Below are 15,334 nucleotides of genomic sequence, written 5' to 3' on the forward strand. Positions count from 1 at the left end.
AGGTTACAGTATCATACACGCCAAGTTCGAGACTCCGCAGTGGTTGTTGTCCGCTTTTTACGCTTGATACCGCTGGCCCGGTTTTATTCTTAGCCTTACAGATTCAAGGGAGACACGCTTTGGAAGATTACATAATCTGGTTTGATCACCTGGGAATGTCCGATGTTGACCGGGTAGGCGGCAAAAATGCCTCCCTCGGTGAAATGATCAGTAATCTCGCCAGTGCAGGTGTAACGGTTCCAGGTGGTTTCGCCACGACTGCACACGCCTACCGTGAGTTTCTGGCCAAAGACGGCCTGAAGGACAAGATTGATAACGTCCTCGACAGTCTCGATATAAACGACGTAAACGAACTTGCCCGTGTAGGGGCGAAGATACGTAAATGGATTATTGATACGCCCTTCCCGGAAGCCCTGGAAGTCGCGCTCAAGGATGCATACGGCAAAATACTCAACGGCAATGAGAAGATGGCCGTGGCGGTGCGCTCCTCGGCAACGGCTGAAGATTTGCCGGATGCTTCCTTTGCCGGTCAGCAGGAAACCTTCCTGAATGTTGTCGGGCTTGAGCAGATACGCACGTCTGTTAAGGAGGTGTTTGCCTCCCTGTTTAATGACCGTGCGATTTCCTACCGTGTTCATCATGGCTTTGATCACAAGCTTGTGGCTTTGTCTGCCGGCATCCAGAAGATGGTGCGCAGTGAAACCGCCTCCAGCGGCGTTATGTTTACGCTGGATACTGAATCAGGCTTCCGGGGCGTCGTATTTATTACTGCCTCCTATGGCCTTGGCGAAACGATAGTTCAGGGCGCCGTTAATCCCGACGAGTTCTATGTTCATAAGCCCACCCTCGAAGCGGGTAGGCCAGCTGTGCTGCGCCGTAATCTGGGAAGCAAGGCGATCAAGATGGTATACCACTCTGAGCCTGGTGAAGGCCAGCTTGTGGAAACCGTGAAAGTGGATCAGGAAGAGCGCAGCCGCTTCTGTATCACAGACGCAGAAGTGGAAGAGCTGGCCAGGCAGGCCATGGTCATCGAAAAGCACTATGAGCGGCCCATGGATATCGAGTGGGCGAAAGACGGTGACGACGGCCGGATCTATATCGTTCAGGCCCGCCCTGAAACGGTCAAAAGCCGGGCTTCGGCCAACGTTATGGAGCGTTACCTGCTGAAAGAAACAGGTAAGGTGCTGGTGGAAGGCCGCAGTATCGGCCACAAGATCGGCGCAGGCCCGGTCAAGATCATTACCAGCATCAAGGAAATGGACCGCGTGCAGGCCGGCGATGTGCTGGTAACCGACATGACGGATCCGGACTGGGAACCGGTCATGAAGCGGGCCTCCGCCATTGTGACCGATCGCGGTGGCCGTACCTGTCACGCAGCCATTATAGCCCGCGAGCTTGGAATCCCTGCGGTCGTCGGTTGTGGTGACGCAACAGAGCTACTGAAGGATGGCCAGGAAGTGACCGTATCCTGTGCGGAAGGTGATACCGGCCTGATCTATGAAGGCGCACTGGACTTTGAACTGCGTGAAAACACCGTGGATTCAATGCCGAATATTCCGTTCAAGATTATGATGAACGTAGGTAACCCGGATCGTGCCTTTGATTTTCAGTCACTGCCTAACGAAGGTGTCGGTCTGGCGCGCCTTGAGTTTATTATCAACCGCATGATTGGTGTGCACCCGAAAGCCCTTCTGAACTTTGACGGCCTGCCCCGGGACATCAAGCAGGCAGTGGAAAAGCGTATCTCCGGTTACAGCTCGCCAGTTGACTTCTATGTGGACAAGCTGGTTGAAGGGATTTCCACCCTGGCAGCCGCGTTCGCGCCCAAGAAAGTGATCGTGCGGCTGTCTGACTTCAAATCCAACGAGTATGCCAACCTGATTGGCGGCACCCTGTACGAGCCGGATGAAGAAAACCCGATGCTTGGCTTCCGGGGCGCATCGCGCTACATCTCGGAAACCTTCCGTGACTGTTTTGAGCTGGAATGCCGTGCGCTCAAAAAAGTGCGGGATGTAATGGGGCTGACCAACGTAGAAGTCATGGTGCCTTTTGTCCGCACGGTGGGTGAAGCAGAGCAGGTGGTCAAATTGCTGGCAGAGAACGGGCTCAAGCGTGGTGACAACGGCCTGCGTGTGATCATGATGTGTGAGCTGCCGGGCAACGCGTTGCTGGCAGATCAGTTCCTTGAGCACTTCGATGGCTTTTCCATCGGCTCAAATGATCTGACTCAGCTGACTCTGGGCATTGACCGGGACTCAGGCATTATTGCGCACCTGTTCGACGAGCGTAATGATGCTGTGAAAGTCCTCCTGTCCAATGCCATTCAGGCGTGTAAAAAGGCAGGCAAATATATTGGCATCTGCGGCCAGGGCCCTTCTGATCATCCGGATCTTGCAAAATGGTTGATGGATCAGGGTATTGATACTGTATCCCTCAATCCGGATTCGGTGCTGGATACCTGGTTCTTCCTGGCCGACGAAAAAATCGACTGAGTTTATTTCTGCACGTAAGGAGAGCGATAAGGTGACAACGATTATTACCCCGGACCTGTGCGATGAGTTTCCGGAAGTTCAGGTAGTCGCACCTGGCTTTAATAATTATGGCGGAGTAAAGGCATTTGGTGGCGAGATCGTCACCGTAAAGTGCTTTGAAGACAATTCCGTGGTCAAGGAGCAGGTCGGCTTGCCCGGCAAAGGCCGCGTTATGGTGGTCGATGGCGGCGGCTCAATGCGGCATGCACTGCTGGGCGATATGCTCGCTGAAAAAGCGGCGAGCAACGGTTGGGCCGGGTTGATTATCTATGGCTGTGTGCGGGATGTTGATGAGATCGGCAAAACGGATCTGGGGGTTCAGGCGCTGGCCACGTATCCCCGGAAAAGTGAAAAGCGCGGCCTCGGCGACCTGGATGTTGCGGTGACCTTCCACGGCGTGACCTTCCACCCGGGCCGCTACGTATACGCTGACAACAATGGCATCGTTGTGTCAGAAAAGCCCTTGGTTTAGCTCCTGGTATAGTGTCAGGACAGTAGGCTAGCGGGTGACTTCGCTGATGTTGGTTCCCAGCAAAAAGCCGTCACCCTCCGGCTCGCACCGGATTACCTCACAGATCGTCTCCAATGGAGGGAACTGATCACTGCTCGGATGCAGCACCGTGCTCAGTTCTTCTCCAACCATCACAGGGTTCCTTACAAGCAGCTGCATTCCCGTTGCGCTGAGATCCTTGCAAGTACCTTTAAAGATATTCCCCTTGCTGTCTGTGATCTCAATCTCCGACTCAACCTGCATGCGATGGAAATCGCGCTTCTCCGAATAGTCTTTCATAATGTTTATGCCCAGTTATCGGTTTTTCTTGTGGGTTTGAGCATGGGAATAACCAAAGCGAGGAGTACCCCTCCGAGTACGAGGCCGGCGCCCACCAGCATGAAGTCAGACTCCTTGCTGGCTTCCAGACGCTCGTTCTCCGCGGTCAGCACTTCCAGATCGTTGCGCAGTTTCTGGTTGTCCTCCAGTAGCTCACCATTCCGTCGCTTAAGGTTAATCGAATCTGAGGCAATATTCTTAATACGTCTGAGTTCCTGCTGCAGCTCCTCTGAACGTATAGACAGTGAGGACTCTGCGTTGCTCAGCGAGTCTCTTTCGCTGGAGACTTCGTTAAGCTGCCCTTTCAGGGCGGCTAACTCGGTCTGGGCCTGCTCAAGCTGCCGGCTCACGGTTTTCAGTCTGTCTGCAGCAATCGGGGTGTCACTGAGATACTGGCTTGAGACCCAGCCGTCATTGCCTTTAGGGGTGCGTACACGAGTATAGCCCGAATCTGACGTTTCAATAACTTCCAGTGCGGTGCCGCTGGGAACCGCATTCTCAATGATACGGTACTGCGAGCCGGCACCAGACCGCACGGGAAGATAGAGCTGATCGTCAACCCAGGCGGTTTTCGCCTGAGCAGCGGCAATGGAAGACAGTATAAAAAGCGCACTGATAGCAAGGCGAAAAAGCGTCACTGGCAAGATTCCCACGGTGTTCAAGTTAGAAAGCGGATTAAAAAGCATGTTGTTGTCTAAGCCGCAATTTTGTCACAGATACCTGGTCGTTCAAGCGAGCTGTCATTACAAAAAGCTCATGGAGTAAGTTGAGCGCTTTCAGGGCAGCACGACTTTAAACGGCTTAACGGTAACTTTCTGGTAAACACCGGCATCCACATAGGGGTCGCCGTCTGCCCATGCCTGAGCTGCGTCCAGAGAATCGAACTCTGCTACGACGAGGCTGCCTGAAAAGCCTGCGTCTCCGGGGTCGGCGGTATCGATAGCAGGGTGAGGCCCTGCCACCAGCAGCCGACCTTCCGCTTTCAGCTGCTGCAGCCGCTCGACGTGAGCGGGCCTAGCTGTCTGGCGCAGGGGCAGGCTGTTATCGACATCTTCACTGATAATGGCGTAGTACATGAGGGTCTCCGGTTCTGTGGCGGATCTTGTTAAATAATGCAAGGAGTGGAATGGCTGGTACACTGAGCTCTCTGGCCAGCGCAGTCTGGTTCAGATTTGTATTGCCACTCACTTCACTCGGGAATTTTTGTGACTATACCGCAAGACCCTCTTTTGTGCATTGACCTGCATTGCCACAGCACCGCTTCAGACGGGGCTCTCACGCCCACAGAGCTAGTGACACGCGCTGCAGAACAAAAGGTTACGCATCTTGCCCTGACTGACCATGATACTGTTAAAGGCCTTGCTGAGGCTCAGGCCGCAGCGAAAACCAACGATGTAGTGCTGATATCGGGTATTGAACTTTCCTGTTTGTGGCGCAGCCATACAATACACATTGTTGGTCTGGATTTTGATATCGACAACGCTGATTTTCGCGAAGCGCTCGAGCGGCAGAACCGCAACCGTTGGGCGAGGGCGGCTATGATCGCCGAACGCTTGAGTAAGCTTGCGATTCCAGATCTGCTGGAGCGCGCGACCACCGAGGCCGGTGGGGGCGTTCCCGGGCGCCCGCACTTCGCAAGGGTGATGGTTGAGTCGGGTATCGTAAAGAACGCGGCTCAAGCCTTCAAGAGATACCTCGGTGCCGGCAAAACAGGTGATGTTAAGGCTTACTGGCCGGAGTTGCAGGAGGTCGTTCAGTGGATCAATTCGGCGGGCGGGCTTGCGGTGCTGGCTCACCCCCGTAAATACCAGCTGACTGCAACGAAGCTGCGGGAGCTGACGGCTGATTTTCGCCGTGCTGACGGGCAGGCCATAGAGGTGTCTACGTCTGGACAATCCAGCGGGGATCTCGGATTTCTGACTGAATTATGTGTGCGGGAGAAGCTGCTGGCGTCTCAGGGCAGTGATTTTCACTTTCCGGGTGCCCCTTGGTGTGAGCTGGGCCGGATTATGAAAATGCCAGACGGGCTGGAGCCGGTCTGGCATCATTTCAGGCAGGTTCCTGGTATTGAGGCGCCAGTTTAATCCGGTGCGTGGAACAGCAGGTACAGGTCAGTCAGGGAGTCGGGGATAGCGTCTGCCATCTCACGTGACAATTTTTCGCTATTGCGAACGTTCTGGAAGTCTTCATCATCAAATAGGCCCGACAATGTCAGCATGGGCACCATCAGATCGGCGGTGTCTTCTTCGCTGACGGCGTCCAGCCACTCATCCTCATTCTCCAGAAACGTGTCCACAAAGCCCGCACACCAATTTTCAAGTGCGTTCATTGGTTCGCCGTCTTCCGGCTCCGGAAGCTCCAGGGCCTGGCCCATGTCGAGTGCCTGGGCCATGTCTCCCGCCAGTTGCGTGACGCACTGGCGGAAGATTTCGGGAATGCCACCACCGGGTGTCTCATCGGCCCCTGTAACAAGACGGAAGACAGTTTCTACGCTCAGCTTGACCGGCCCGACGACGCTGGCGCAAACAGCGCCGTGGAAGCCGAAAAAGTCCAGGGCATCGTCGCCCCAAGGTTCGGCAAACAGAATGTCTTCCAGTGCTTCAATGTCGGAATTGGACAGCATGTGTTAGTTACTCCCGGATTTTTTGGCTTCTTCGGCCGCTCGCTGGCGCTTACGAACCTCACGGGGGTCATTGTAGGCGCGCCCGGGTGTTACCGGAGTGCGTGTTTCCGCTGCAGGCTTTTCTTCAGCTTCGGGAGCAGAATTACTTTGCGCCGCCTCAGGCTTATCTGCAGGCATTTTCTCTGCAGATGTATCCGTCGCTGCAGTTTTGCTCCGGCTTCTGGCGGGTGCTGATCTTTGCTTCTTCGCAGGAGCTGCTTTGTTCTCATCTTCAGCGGAGCTTGTCTCTGCGCTTGCAGACGGCTTTTCGTCTTCTTTAGCGGAAGGCTCTTCCCCTTCGCTGGTTGAAGGCTTCTTGCCTTCTGTGGCCGAGGGTTCTTTACGGCTCTCCGCTGAAGGATCCTTCTCTGCCTTGGCCGTCGGCTTCTGATCGGCTTCCGCTGAAGGCTCTTTATCCTTCGGAGCAGGCGGTGCCGTGTCAGTCTCTGACGTCGCTTCAGGTGCTGCCGTTTTCGGCTTGGCTACTGGCTCTTCAGCCTTTGCAGCTGTCTCATCTGTAGCAGGGGCTTTGGGCTTTTGAGCCTGGGGAGCTTTTTTCTCTTCCAACGCTGGCGTCGAGGTATCTTCAGTCTTGTCAGCTGCTGGCTCTTTCTCTTTCGAGACTGAGGGTTCTTTTACCGAAGTCGCAGCAGGAGCTTTCTCCGCTTTGGTATCCGCAGATGCGTTGTCAGAAGCGGTGTCCGGCTTTTGAGCAGCTCTGACTTCAGAGGCTGCCTTCTGCTCCGGCTGTTCCGGCCGTTTCTGCTCGCTTTGCTGTGCCACAAGAGCCTTGGTAGTGGCCTGATCTCCACTCTTGTCAGCCGACACTGCTGCTTTCACGTCAGCGTTATCGTTGCCTGCTTCTGGTTGAGTATCTTTCTGATGCTTCTCATTACGGGCGCTCTTGCGAGCTGCGGGATTGGAAGCAGGGGCCTCGGAAGACGAGCCGTCCCGGTTACGTGGGCGGCGCGGCTTGCGACGGCTGTTGTCATCAGAGCCGGACTTTTCAGCAGCAGGTGCCTTTTGTGACGTTTCCTGCTGATTCGCGTCTTTCTGCTCGCCGTTGTTTTTGACGTCGCGCTGAGGCCGGTTACGGCTTTGGCCGCGGCTCTGGCTATCTTTGCGATTTTCCCGGCGGCTGTCGTCGCTGCGATTGTCGGTGCCTTTGCTCTCAGAACCCTTGTTCTCGGCGCCTTTGTCGGCAGCCTGACGGTTCTGGTTGGGGCGATTCTGGTCGTCATTGCGGTTGCGGCCCCGCGAACGGTTTTCGTCGCTGCGGTTTGGCTGGTTATTGCCCTGACGGCGTTCATTGCCAGTGCGGTTGTTGCTACCGGAGTTTTGGCCGTCGCGAGCGACGCGGGTTTTGCGGCGATCCTGACGTGCCTGGTTGCGCTGTTCTTCGCGGCTGGCGCCTGCGTTTGATTTATCGCGGGTCTTGGTCGGCTGCTCTTCTTCATTGTTGAAGAAGCACGCAATCTTGCGACCAATCCGACGAAGCAGACCGTCGTCCTGCTCTGCAGATGCTTTGGTTTCCGCAGCTTTTGCAGTTGGGGTAGAAGCAGTTTTTGCAGTTGGCGCAGAAGTGCTTGGCCGAACAGCTCTGACTGCTGCTTGCTCACGAGCCGGCTTTTCAGCTGTCGGCGCTTCAAACACCTCTTCTTCACGCTCGCTGTATTCCTGCGCTACCTGATGGCTTGAGATGTGTTCGGGCGTAGTTTCATCGTCGCGCATACGCAGGATTTCGAAGTGCGGCGTTTCCATGTGGGGAACCGGAACAATGACAACGCTGACTTCCTGGCGTGCTTCAATATCTGCCAGTTGCTTGCGCTTTTCGTTCAGCAGGAAAGTGGCTACTGACACAGGCACTATGGCCCGAACTTCGCCGGTCTTTTCCTTGGATGACTCTTCGTAGATCAGGCGCATGATACTTAGCGCCAGGGATTCGATTCCACGGATAGTGCCTTGGCCTTCACAGCGCGGGCAGACTTCGCTACGGGTTTCACCCAGAGAAGGTCTCAGCCGCTGACGGGACATTTCGAGCAAGCCGAAACGTGAGATCTTGCCAACCTGAACCCGCGCCCGGTCGATTTCCAGAGCTTCGCGCATTTTCTGCTCGACTTCGCGCTGGTGTCTGGCGGGTGTCATGTCGATAAAGTCGATCACAATCAGGCCGCCCATATCCCGCAGGCGGAGCTGGCGTGCGATTTCCTCTGCCGCTTCCAGGTTGGTCTGGAACGCAGTTTCCTCAATATCCTGGCCCTTGGTGGCACGGGATGAGTTGATGTCTATAGATACCAGTGCCTCAGTAGGATCGATAACGATAGAACCACCAGAGGGGAGTCGTACTTCCCGCTGGAACGCAGTTTCGATCTGACCTTCAATCTGGTAGCGGCTGAACAGGGGGATCTCGTCCTTGTACAGCTTGATCTTGTTCTCAAACGTGGGCATTACAGCACGGACAAAATTCAGCACGTCTTCGTAGACGCTTTCCGAGTCAATCAGTACCTCTCCGATATCCTGGCGGAGATAGTCACGAACAGCGCGAATGATAACGTTGCTTTCCTGGTGAATGAGGAAAGGAGCCTTGCGCTCGCCTGCAGCCTGGGTGATTGCTTCCCAGAACTGTACCAGGTAGTCGAGATCCCACTGAAGTTCTTCGGAGGTACGGCCAATGCCTGCAGTGCGCACGATAATACCCATGGATTTGGGCACTTGTACGCTGTTCATGGCTTCTTTTAGCTGGGCCCGCTCGTCACCTTCAATGCGGCGTGAAATACCACCTGCACGGGGATTGTTGGGCATCAAAACGAGGTAGCGACCGGCAAGGGAAATAAACGTTGTCAGGGCCGCGCCTTTGTTGCCGCGCTCTTCTTTGTCGACCTGAACGATGACTTCCTGGCCTTCAGAAATCACTTCCTTGATGTTGACCTTGCCTTCAATCTGGCCCGGAGACTTTTTGAAGTAGTCCCTGGAGATTTCCTTCAGAGGAAGAAAGCCGTGGCGATCGGCGCCGAAATCAACAAAGGCGGCTTCCAGACTCGGCTCTACGCGGGTAATGCGCCCTTTGTAGATGTTAGATTTTTTCTGCTCGCGGGAGCTGGATTCGATATCGAGGTCAAACAGACGCTGGCCGTCAACCAGGGCGACGCGCAACTCTTCTGGGTGAGTTGCATTAATAAGCATTCTTTTCATGGAAAGAGGATTTTCCTGTCGTTTGATTTTGACAGAAAACCAATGGGCGTCGCATCTGCGAAGCAGGATGTGCGTGCCGCGGGCCCCGTTAAATCAGGGGCAGAGCGGCGGACAGACGAATCATGCCCCGTCGGGGTATGATCCTGTTGATCTGAGACCACCGCCGACGTCCCGCCTGCCTGCTGGCAAGGAGGTGTCGTGTAGGGTTCGTGTCTGTTGGCGCATATAATCCGTTTTCAGGTTCACACAAGTGCCTGGGTCTCACGTCGTATTCGTAAGCTGGACGGCCCGGCCTTGCGTGGCAGTGATTCTTCGCGATATCGCCCGGCGGTTCTCCGCACGGTTTTAGTTTTTCCGGTGCCAGTTCGCCGCTTTTTTAGCGGGTCTTCCCTGGCACGACGGAAGCGTTTCTTGCGCCGTGCCCGATAGTGATTGGGCGTTCGGCGTTCAAACTCTTGAATAGTGTCGGTATACTTCTGCCGCTCCGGCTTCTGACTCGAATTGGTCAGGCCGTAGACAAACGACAGATCACGCCGGAATATAACAGTATTCGGGGAGCCGTTCAATCCCGCTCGTATCACCAGCTACACCACCAGTTAAAGGAACCTTATGTCCCGCAAATCTGCTGCCGGAAAGCCGGCCAAATCCAGGGTCAGAAAGCCGGTGCCACGCCCGGGCAGTGGTGCCGATGTCAGACCGGGAGGCGTTGAGCGGGAAGCGGTTCAACAGGCGGTTGTGTGGGTAACCGTTGAGGAAGACAACCACGGGCAGCGGTTGGATAATTTTCTGCTGGCACAGCTTCGTGGTGTGCCCAGGAGTGTTATTTACCGCATAGTCCGGAAGGGTGAGGTGCGAGTTAACAAGGGTAGAGTGAAGCCCGACACCCGTCTTGCGACAGGTGACCAAGTGCGCATTCCACCGGTGACCCGGAAGGAGAAGGCCCCTCAGGCTGCGCCTGGTAGCCGGGTTCAGAATGTGGTGGAAGCGGCTGTCGTCTTTGAAAACGACCAGATGTTGGTGGTGAACAAGCCCTCCGGCATTGCGGTGCATGGCGGCAGTGGTCTCAGTTTCGGCTTGATTGAAGTGTTGCGTGCGGCCCGCCCGGAGGCGCGTTTTCTTGAGCTGGTGCACCGTCTGGACAGAGATACCTCAGGACTTGTGATGATCGCCAAAAAACGGTCAGCGTTGCGTTACCTTCAGGATGAACTGCGGCAGAGACGGATTCGTAAGCAGTATCATGCTCTGGTGGCGGGGAGTTGGCCCGATAAAATTGGCCGTGTTGATGAGCCGTTGCTGCGTTATGAAATGCCTAACGGCGAGCGCAGAGTAAGGGTAGATGAAGCCGGTAAAGCCTCGCTTACAATGTTTCGCTGTCTTGCGCGTTATAACGGTTACAGTCTGGTGGAGGCATCACCGGTCACCGGTCGTACCCATCAGATTCGTGTTCACAGTGCATGCGCCGGTCATCCGATAGCGGGGGATGACAAGTATATGGATGATGTAAGTCTGAAAGCATTCCGGTCTGTTGGTGGCCAGCGCCTTATGCTGCACGCTCGGGCTCTTGAGCTTGTGCTGCCTGTTACAGGGGAGGCAGTTCGGTTCGAGGCCCCTTATGATGATGTATTCAGTCACGTGCTGAGCAGGCTCGAAGTGCGTGCAACGGGAGCAGGTTAATGGACGTGAAAGTTGTAATTTTTGATTGGGACGGAACTCTTGTGGATTCCGTAGACCATATTGCGGACAGCCTGCATCAGGCTGCCACCGAGCTGGGGTATCCGGCGTTGGAGAGGGAGGCCTATCGTGACATTATTGGTCTGGGTATGGTTGAGGCTCTGGAAAGACTCTATCCGGGTATCAGTCGCGAGGAAATGACGACCATCCGAGAGGGTTACGGGAATTATTTCTTCCGGAAGGTTACGACACCCCAAAATATATTCGAAGGTATGGCAGACGTTGTAACAGATCTCCGGAGCGCTGGCCGCAGGTGCTCTGTCGCCACAGGCAAAAGTCGCAAAGGTCTCGAATCGGCGCTGGTTTCCAGCGGGCTGGGGCCGCATTTTGATATTACTCGTTGTGCCGACGAAACCCGCTCCAAGCCGGATCCTCGTATGCTCGAAGAGATCCTTCTTTTTTACGGAATTGAGCCTTCAGAGGCCGTTATGATCGGCGACACCCGCTATGATCTGGATATGGCCCAGCGTATTGGTATGCCCTCTATCGGTGTTGAATGGGGTGTGCACAAGCGCGATGTGCTTGGGGGTTACGCTCCCCACGCTATCGTTGATTCTGTGCCGGATCTTCGTAGTGTGCTCGGCTTGTAAGTACATTTTTTTGATTCTCTTTCTGACAGGACAATTGCATGAGTGACTGGGATTCCGACAAGACGCCAGAGTGGGGTGATAAATCTGCAGAGCCTCGTTCAGGGCGAAACCAACCGCGTTTGCCGCCTGAATCGGGACGTGACTGGCGGTTGATTGAAAAGTTGGTTATGTCTCTGCAGTCCGAGCAGCGCCGGAGTCGCCGGTGGGGGATCTTTTTCAAGTTGCTCACATTTGCGTATCTGTTTGCGTTGCTGGCCATCGTCTGGTCGCCGTTTGGCGGCAGTCTGGATGCAGCAACCGGCAAACACACTGCGGTGGTTGAAATAAACGGCCCGATCGCTGCGGATGAGCTCGCCAGCGCGGACAATATTGTGGGTTCTCTGCGCTCAGCGTTCGAGCAAGAGGATGCAGTGGCGGTTATCCTGCGCATCAACAGTCCTGGCGGGAGTCCGGTTCAGTCCGGTTATGTCTACGACGAGATAAAACGATTGCGAGATGAGTATCCGGAAAAGAAAGTCTATGCGGTGATCTCGGATGTCGGAGCATCCGGCGCCTACTACATTGCTGCGGCAGCTGATGAGATCTATGCAAACCGGGCCAGCCTTGTGGGGTCTATCGGTGTTGTGGCCGGTGGTTTTGGATTTACCGGTGCCATGGACAAGCTGGGTGTTGAGCGCAGGCTTTATACCGCCGGTGAAAACAAGGCCTTTCTGGATCCGTTCTCACCCCAGCAGGAGCAGGAAGTGGCGTTCTGGCAGGATGTGTTGGAGAACACTCATCAGCAGTTCATCGCAGCGGTAAAGGAAGGTCGTGGCGATCGCCTGGCGGACGACGAGCGGTTATTCAGCGGCTTGGTGTGGAGTGGCGAGCAGGCGTTGGAGTTGGGCCTTATTGACGGGCTTGGCAGCACCTCCTATGTCGCCAAGCAGATAGTCGGCCAGGAAGATCTTGTTGACTACAGTCATCGCAAAGGGCCGCTGCGTGATATTGTTGATCAGCTTGGAGTGTCTTTTGGCCAGGGTCTTGTCGGGCAGCTGGTTGAGTCTCGTTTGGAGCTGCGATAAGCCTGCAGAGTTGAGAGAGTTGAGAGAGTTGAGAGAGTAGAGATCAGTGGAGCCGTTAAGGCTCCAGAAGCGGGTTTCTGCCCCAGGCCGTCAACATGTCGGTCAGGGCGATCAGGGGCAGGCCGATCAGGCTGTTCGGGTCCCGGCCCTGAAGTTCCCGGAATAACGTGATGCCCAGGCCTTCCATTTTGAAGCTGCCGGCGCAGTCGTAAGGCTCCTCTTTGCGGAGATACGCGTCGATTTCCTCGGCGGTCAGGTCCCGGAAGTGGACGGTGAACTGTTCACAGCAGGTTTGCAGCTTTCCGGAATCAGCGTCGAGCAGGGCAAGCCCTGTCAGGAAGTTAACGCTCTGCCCGCTGCTTCGGGCGAGTTGTTTGTAGGCCGTTTGGTAGTTCCCGGGTTTGCTTAGCAGGGTCCCATCTGGCAAGGCGGCCACCTGGTCAGACCCGATAATCCAGTGCTCCGGGTGAGTGGGCGCCAGAGCTCTGGCTTTCGACTCGGCCAAACGTATAGCGAGATCTTCCGGAGCCTCTTCTGCAACGGGGGCTTCATCGATGTTCGGGCTGGCGCTGGAGAATGGTAGTTCAAGCCTTGCCAGCAGCTCGTGGCGATACGGTGATGAGGAGGCCAGTAACAGGGGTTTTCGGAGCATGAGGTTGTTCCTTTCGGGATTTGAACGCCACTTTTCAGTGTGCGTATCGTAGAATACACCTACGGAAACCGGAACCCCCGGCCAAAACCCGACGAAGTCTTTGACAGCAGCGAGTTTGGCCCCTAGAATTGCGCGCCTATGTCAAACGCGTCTAGTGCAGAATTACCAAAAATAGTCGACCCATACCGGTTGGCGGAGCAGAACAGTGTGCTGGAGGGAGACATTCCTATCAGTGCGCTGTCTCGTTTCCGCGACGCTGTTCTGGGGTTCGAGGAAGATGCCGTATGTCGTGTTAAGCTGTCCTTTTATATGGATGGCGAGCGCCGCCGCATTGTTTCTGGCGAGCTGGAGGCTCCGGTCAGGCTGGAGTGTCAGCGTTGCATGGGATCCATGGATTCTGTGCTGGTTTCCCGGTTCGTGCTCGGTCTGGTCACAAGTGATGAGCAGGCGCAGCGGTTGCCAAAGGATCTCGAGCCGTTTCTGACCGACGATTTCAGTGCGGATCTCTGGTCCATGGCGGAGGATGAGTTGTTGCTGGTGTTGCCTCCATATCCGCTTCACGACCGGAATGAATGTCCGGCAAAAGAAGATCTGGAAGCCTACGAGCCAGGCAGTTCTTCGGCACTGCCGGAGGAGAAGTCGGGCGATAACCCGTTCAGCGTGCTGGCGGGGCTCAAGAAAACAAAGCATTAATGCGGGCGTGGGCGTCCTTACGGAAGCCGGCGCAATCAAACGAACACACGTCACTTGTAGCGATATTCAAGCAAAGTTTACGTTAACAGGTCAGGAGTATAACCATGGCTGTACAGAAGAACCGTAAGACCCGTTCCAAGCGTGGCATGCGCCGTGCTCACGATGCTTTGAGCCCTGTAGCTCTGAGCACAGATTCAACAACAGGTGAAGTTCATCGCCGCCACCACGTGTCTCCGGACGGATTCTACCGTGGTAAGCAGGTAATTGAAGCCAGCGACGAGTAATTTTGTTGCATAGCCGCACCAACCTCAATCAAATGGAAGAGCGGTGAAGCTGGTCACTATAGCGATCGACGCCATGAGTGGCGATCGGGGGCCTGCAGTGGTAGTTGCTGCGGCCCTCGAAGCGGTGCGCGAAAATAAAGCCTTGAGTTTCATTCTGGTGGGAATCCGGAGCGAACTTGAGGCTTTTTTGCGTGATGGGCATCCTCGAATCAGTGTTGTGGAAGCGGCGGACGTTGTCCGCATGAACGAACGTCCCTCATATGCTCTGCGTCACAAGAAAAACTCCTCCATGGCCATCGCCTTGGCTCTTGTTCGGGATGGCGAAGCTCAGGGTTGTGTCAGTGCGGGAAACACCGGGGCCCTGATGGCTTTCGGCCGGTCCATTATCCGTATGTACCCTGGCATAGAGCGTCCGGCAATTGCGAAGCTGATTCCCTCCCTTCGGGGGCGGTGCCATGTTCTGGATCTTGGCGCCAATGTAGACTCGAGCGCGGAAAATCTTTATCAATATGCTCTGATGGGGTCACTTATGGCCTCGGCAATATGCAGCCAGGGTGAGCCGCGAGTTGCTTTGCTGAATGTTGGCGAGGAAGAGATAAAAGGCAATGAGCAGGTTCGCCTTGCTTCCCACATGCTCGCCCAATGTGATTTTATTAACTACATCGGATACGTGGAAGGCAGTGACCTGTTCCGGGACGTCGCCGACGTGGTGGTGTGCGATGGTTTTGTGGGCAATATTGCTCTCAAAACCGGCGAAGGGGTCGCGGGGCTGTTGATTGAACTCATGGAACAGGCGTTCACTCGCACGCTTTATGGTCGCTTTGTGGGCCTTCTTGCTCGCCCTATCATCGGGCGACTCCTTCGCCTGATGGATCCCTCCCGTCATAACGGCGCCAGCTTGCTCGGGCTAAAGGGTGTGGTCATAAAAAGCCATGGAAATGCTAATGAGCGCGCCATGCTGTCCGCCATCCGCCAAGCTGTACGTGAAGTTGAGCTGGAAGTGCCTCGGCGCATCAATGAGCGGCTTGACGACCTGATGCTTTGACTGCCTCAGACTATAGTCGCTTCTGTTTTCAGGGCTTACTCGCGCAAAATTCGTCCAGCTT

The 15,334-nt window shown here is 55.3% G+C and carries 16 protein-coding genes; 9 read left to right on the top strand and 7 right to left on the bottom strand.

What is annotated here, in order from left to right; genetic code table 11:
• The first annotated feature begins 119 nt into the window (after positions 1-119).
• Complete coding sequence (gene ppsA / locus BUA49_RS09375; RefSeq protein WP_072796890.1) at positions 120-2,492, top strand: phosphoenolpyruvate synthase; 2,373 nt, start codon at positions 120-122, stop codon at positions 2,490-2,492.
• 31 nt (positions 2,493-2,523) lie between these two features.
• A complete protein-coding gene (gene rraA / locus BUA49_RS09380) occupies positions 2,524-3,003 on the top strand; it encodes a ribonuclease E activity regulator RraA (protein WP_072796891.1) in 480 nt (159 codons plus the stop codon).
• A 27-nt stretch (positions 3,004-3,030) separates the two neighbouring features.
• On the opposite strand, the gene BUA49_RS09385 is transcribed toward rraA, so the two are convergent.
• From BUA49_RS09385 to BUA49_RS09395, 3 genes are all read right to left on the bottom strand, one after another.
• Complete coding sequence (locus BUA49_RS09385) at positions 3,031-3,321, bottom strand: PilZ domain-containing protein (RefSeq protein ID WP_072796892.1); 291 nt, start codon at positions 3,319-3,321, stop codon at positions 3,031-3,033.
• Positions 3,322-3,326: 5 nt separating this feature from the next.
• A complete protein-coding gene (locus BUA49_RS09390; protein ID WP_072797800.1) occupies positions 3,327-3,998 on the bottom strand; it encodes a TIGR04211 family SH3 domain-containing protein in 672 nt (223 codons plus the stop codon).
• 138 nt (positions 3,999-4,136) lie between these two features.
• A complete protein-coding gene (locus BUA49_RS09395) occupies positions 4,137-4,436 on the bottom strand; it encodes a YciI family protein (RefSeq protein ID WP_072796893.1) in 300 nt (99 codons plus the stop codon).
• A gap of 129 nt (positions 4,437-4,565) precedes the next feature.
• Here BUA49_RS09395 and BUA49_RS09400 point away from each other — a divergent pair, with 129 nt between their 5' ends.
• On the top strand, positions 4,566-5,444 hold the full coding sequence (locus BUA49_RS09400; protein ID WP_072796894.1) for a PHP domain-containing protein: 879 nt from the start codon (positions 4,566-4,568) through the stop codon (positions 5,442-5,444).
• On the opposite strand, the gene BUA49_RS09405 is transcribed toward BUA49_RS09400, so the two are convergent.
• From BUA49_RS09405 to BUA49_RS17690, 3 genes are all read right to left on the bottom strand, one after another.
• Positions 5,441-5,983 (bottom strand): YecA/YgfB family protein, encoded by a 543-nt coding sequence (locus BUA49_RS09405; protein ID WP_072796895.1) that lies wholly within the window; start codon positions 5,981-5,983, stop codon positions 5,441-5,443. The two genes, BUA49_RS09400 and BUA49_RS09405, sit on opposite strands and share 4 nt — an antisense overlap.
• A gap of 3 nt (positions 5,984-5,986) precedes the next feature.
• Positions 5,987-9,214: a ribonuclease E gene (gene rne / locus BUA49_RS09410; RefSeq protein ID WP_072796896.1), complete on the bottom strand. Its 3,228-nt coding sequence runs from the start codon at positions 9,212-9,214 to the stop codon at positions 5,987-5,989.
• Positions 9,215-9,456: 242 nt separating this feature from the next.
• Entirely contained in the window at positions 9,457-9,795 is a 339-nt protein-coding gene (locus BUA49_RS17690) for a hypothetical protein (RefSeq protein ID WP_175547564.1), read from the bottom strand.
• Between the two features lie 28 nt (positions 9,796-9,823).
• On the opposite strand from BUA49_RS17690, the gene rluC reads away from it, so the two are divergent.
• The 3 genes from rluC to BUA49_RS09425 are packed head-to-tail and all read left to right on the top strand — an operon-like array spanning position 9,824 to position 12,599.
• Positions 9,824-10,888, top strand: a complete 1,065-nt coding sequence (gene rluC / locus BUA49_RS09415) for a 23S rRNA pseudouridine(955/2504/2580) synthase RluC (RefSeq protein ID WP_072796897.1) — start codon at positions 9,824-9,826, stop codon at positions 10,886-10,888.
• A complete protein-coding gene (locus tag BUA49_RS09420) occupies positions 10,888-11,535 on the top strand; it encodes an HAD family hydrolase (protein WP_072796898.1) in 648 nt (215 codons plus the stop codon). Before rluC ends, BUA49_RS09420 begins: the two co-directional genes overlap by 1 nt.
• Before the next feature lie 38 nt (positions 11,536-11,573).
• On the top strand, positions 11,574-12,599 hold the full coding sequence (locus BUA49_RS09425) for a S49 family peptidase (RefSeq protein WP_072796899.1): 1,026 nt from the start codon (positions 11,574-11,576) through the stop codon (positions 12,597-12,599).
• Between the two features lie 55 nt (positions 12,600-12,654).
• Here the strand turns inward: BUA49_RS09425 and BUA49_RS09430 are convergent, their stop codons facing one another.
• The gene (locus BUA49_RS09430) at positions 12,655-13,251 is read right to left on the bottom strand and encodes a Maf family protein (RefSeq protein WP_072796900.1); all 597 of its coding nucleotides are present in this window, start codon (positions 13,249-13,251) and stop codon (positions 12,655-12,657) included.
• Positions 13,252-13,389: 138 nt separating this feature from the next.
• Here BUA49_RS09430 and BUA49_RS09435 point away from each other — a divergent pair, with 138 nt between their 5' ends.
• The 3 genes from BUA49_RS09435 (at position 13,390) to plsX (ending at position 15,273) form a co-directional block, all read left to right on the top strand.
• Complete coding sequence (locus BUA49_RS09435; RefSeq protein WP_072796901.1) at positions 13,390-13,944, top strand: YceD family protein; 555 nt, start codon at positions 13,390-13,392, stop codon at positions 13,942-13,944.
• Between the two features lie 104 nt (positions 13,945-14,048).
• Positions 14,049-14,228 (top strand): 50S ribosomal protein L32, encoded by a 180-nt coding sequence (rpmF, locus tag BUA49_RS09440; RefSeq protein ID WP_072796902.1) that lies wholly within the window; start codon positions 14,049-14,051, stop codon positions 14,226-14,228.
• 43 nt (positions 14,229-14,271) lie between these two features.
• Entirely contained in the window at positions 14,272-15,273 is a 1,002-nt protein-coding gene (gene plsX, locus BUA49_RS09445) for a phosphate acyltransferase PlsX (RefSeq protein WP_072796903.1), read from the top strand.
• Positions 15,274-15,334 lie beyond the last annotated feature (61 nt).

Origin of the sequence: Marinobacter antarcticus (genome assembly GCF_900142385.1) — a bacterium.
Taxonomy (GTDB): Bacteria; Pseudomonadota; Gammaproteobacteria; order Pseudomonadales; family Oleiphilaceae; genus Marinobacter; species Marinobacter antarcticus.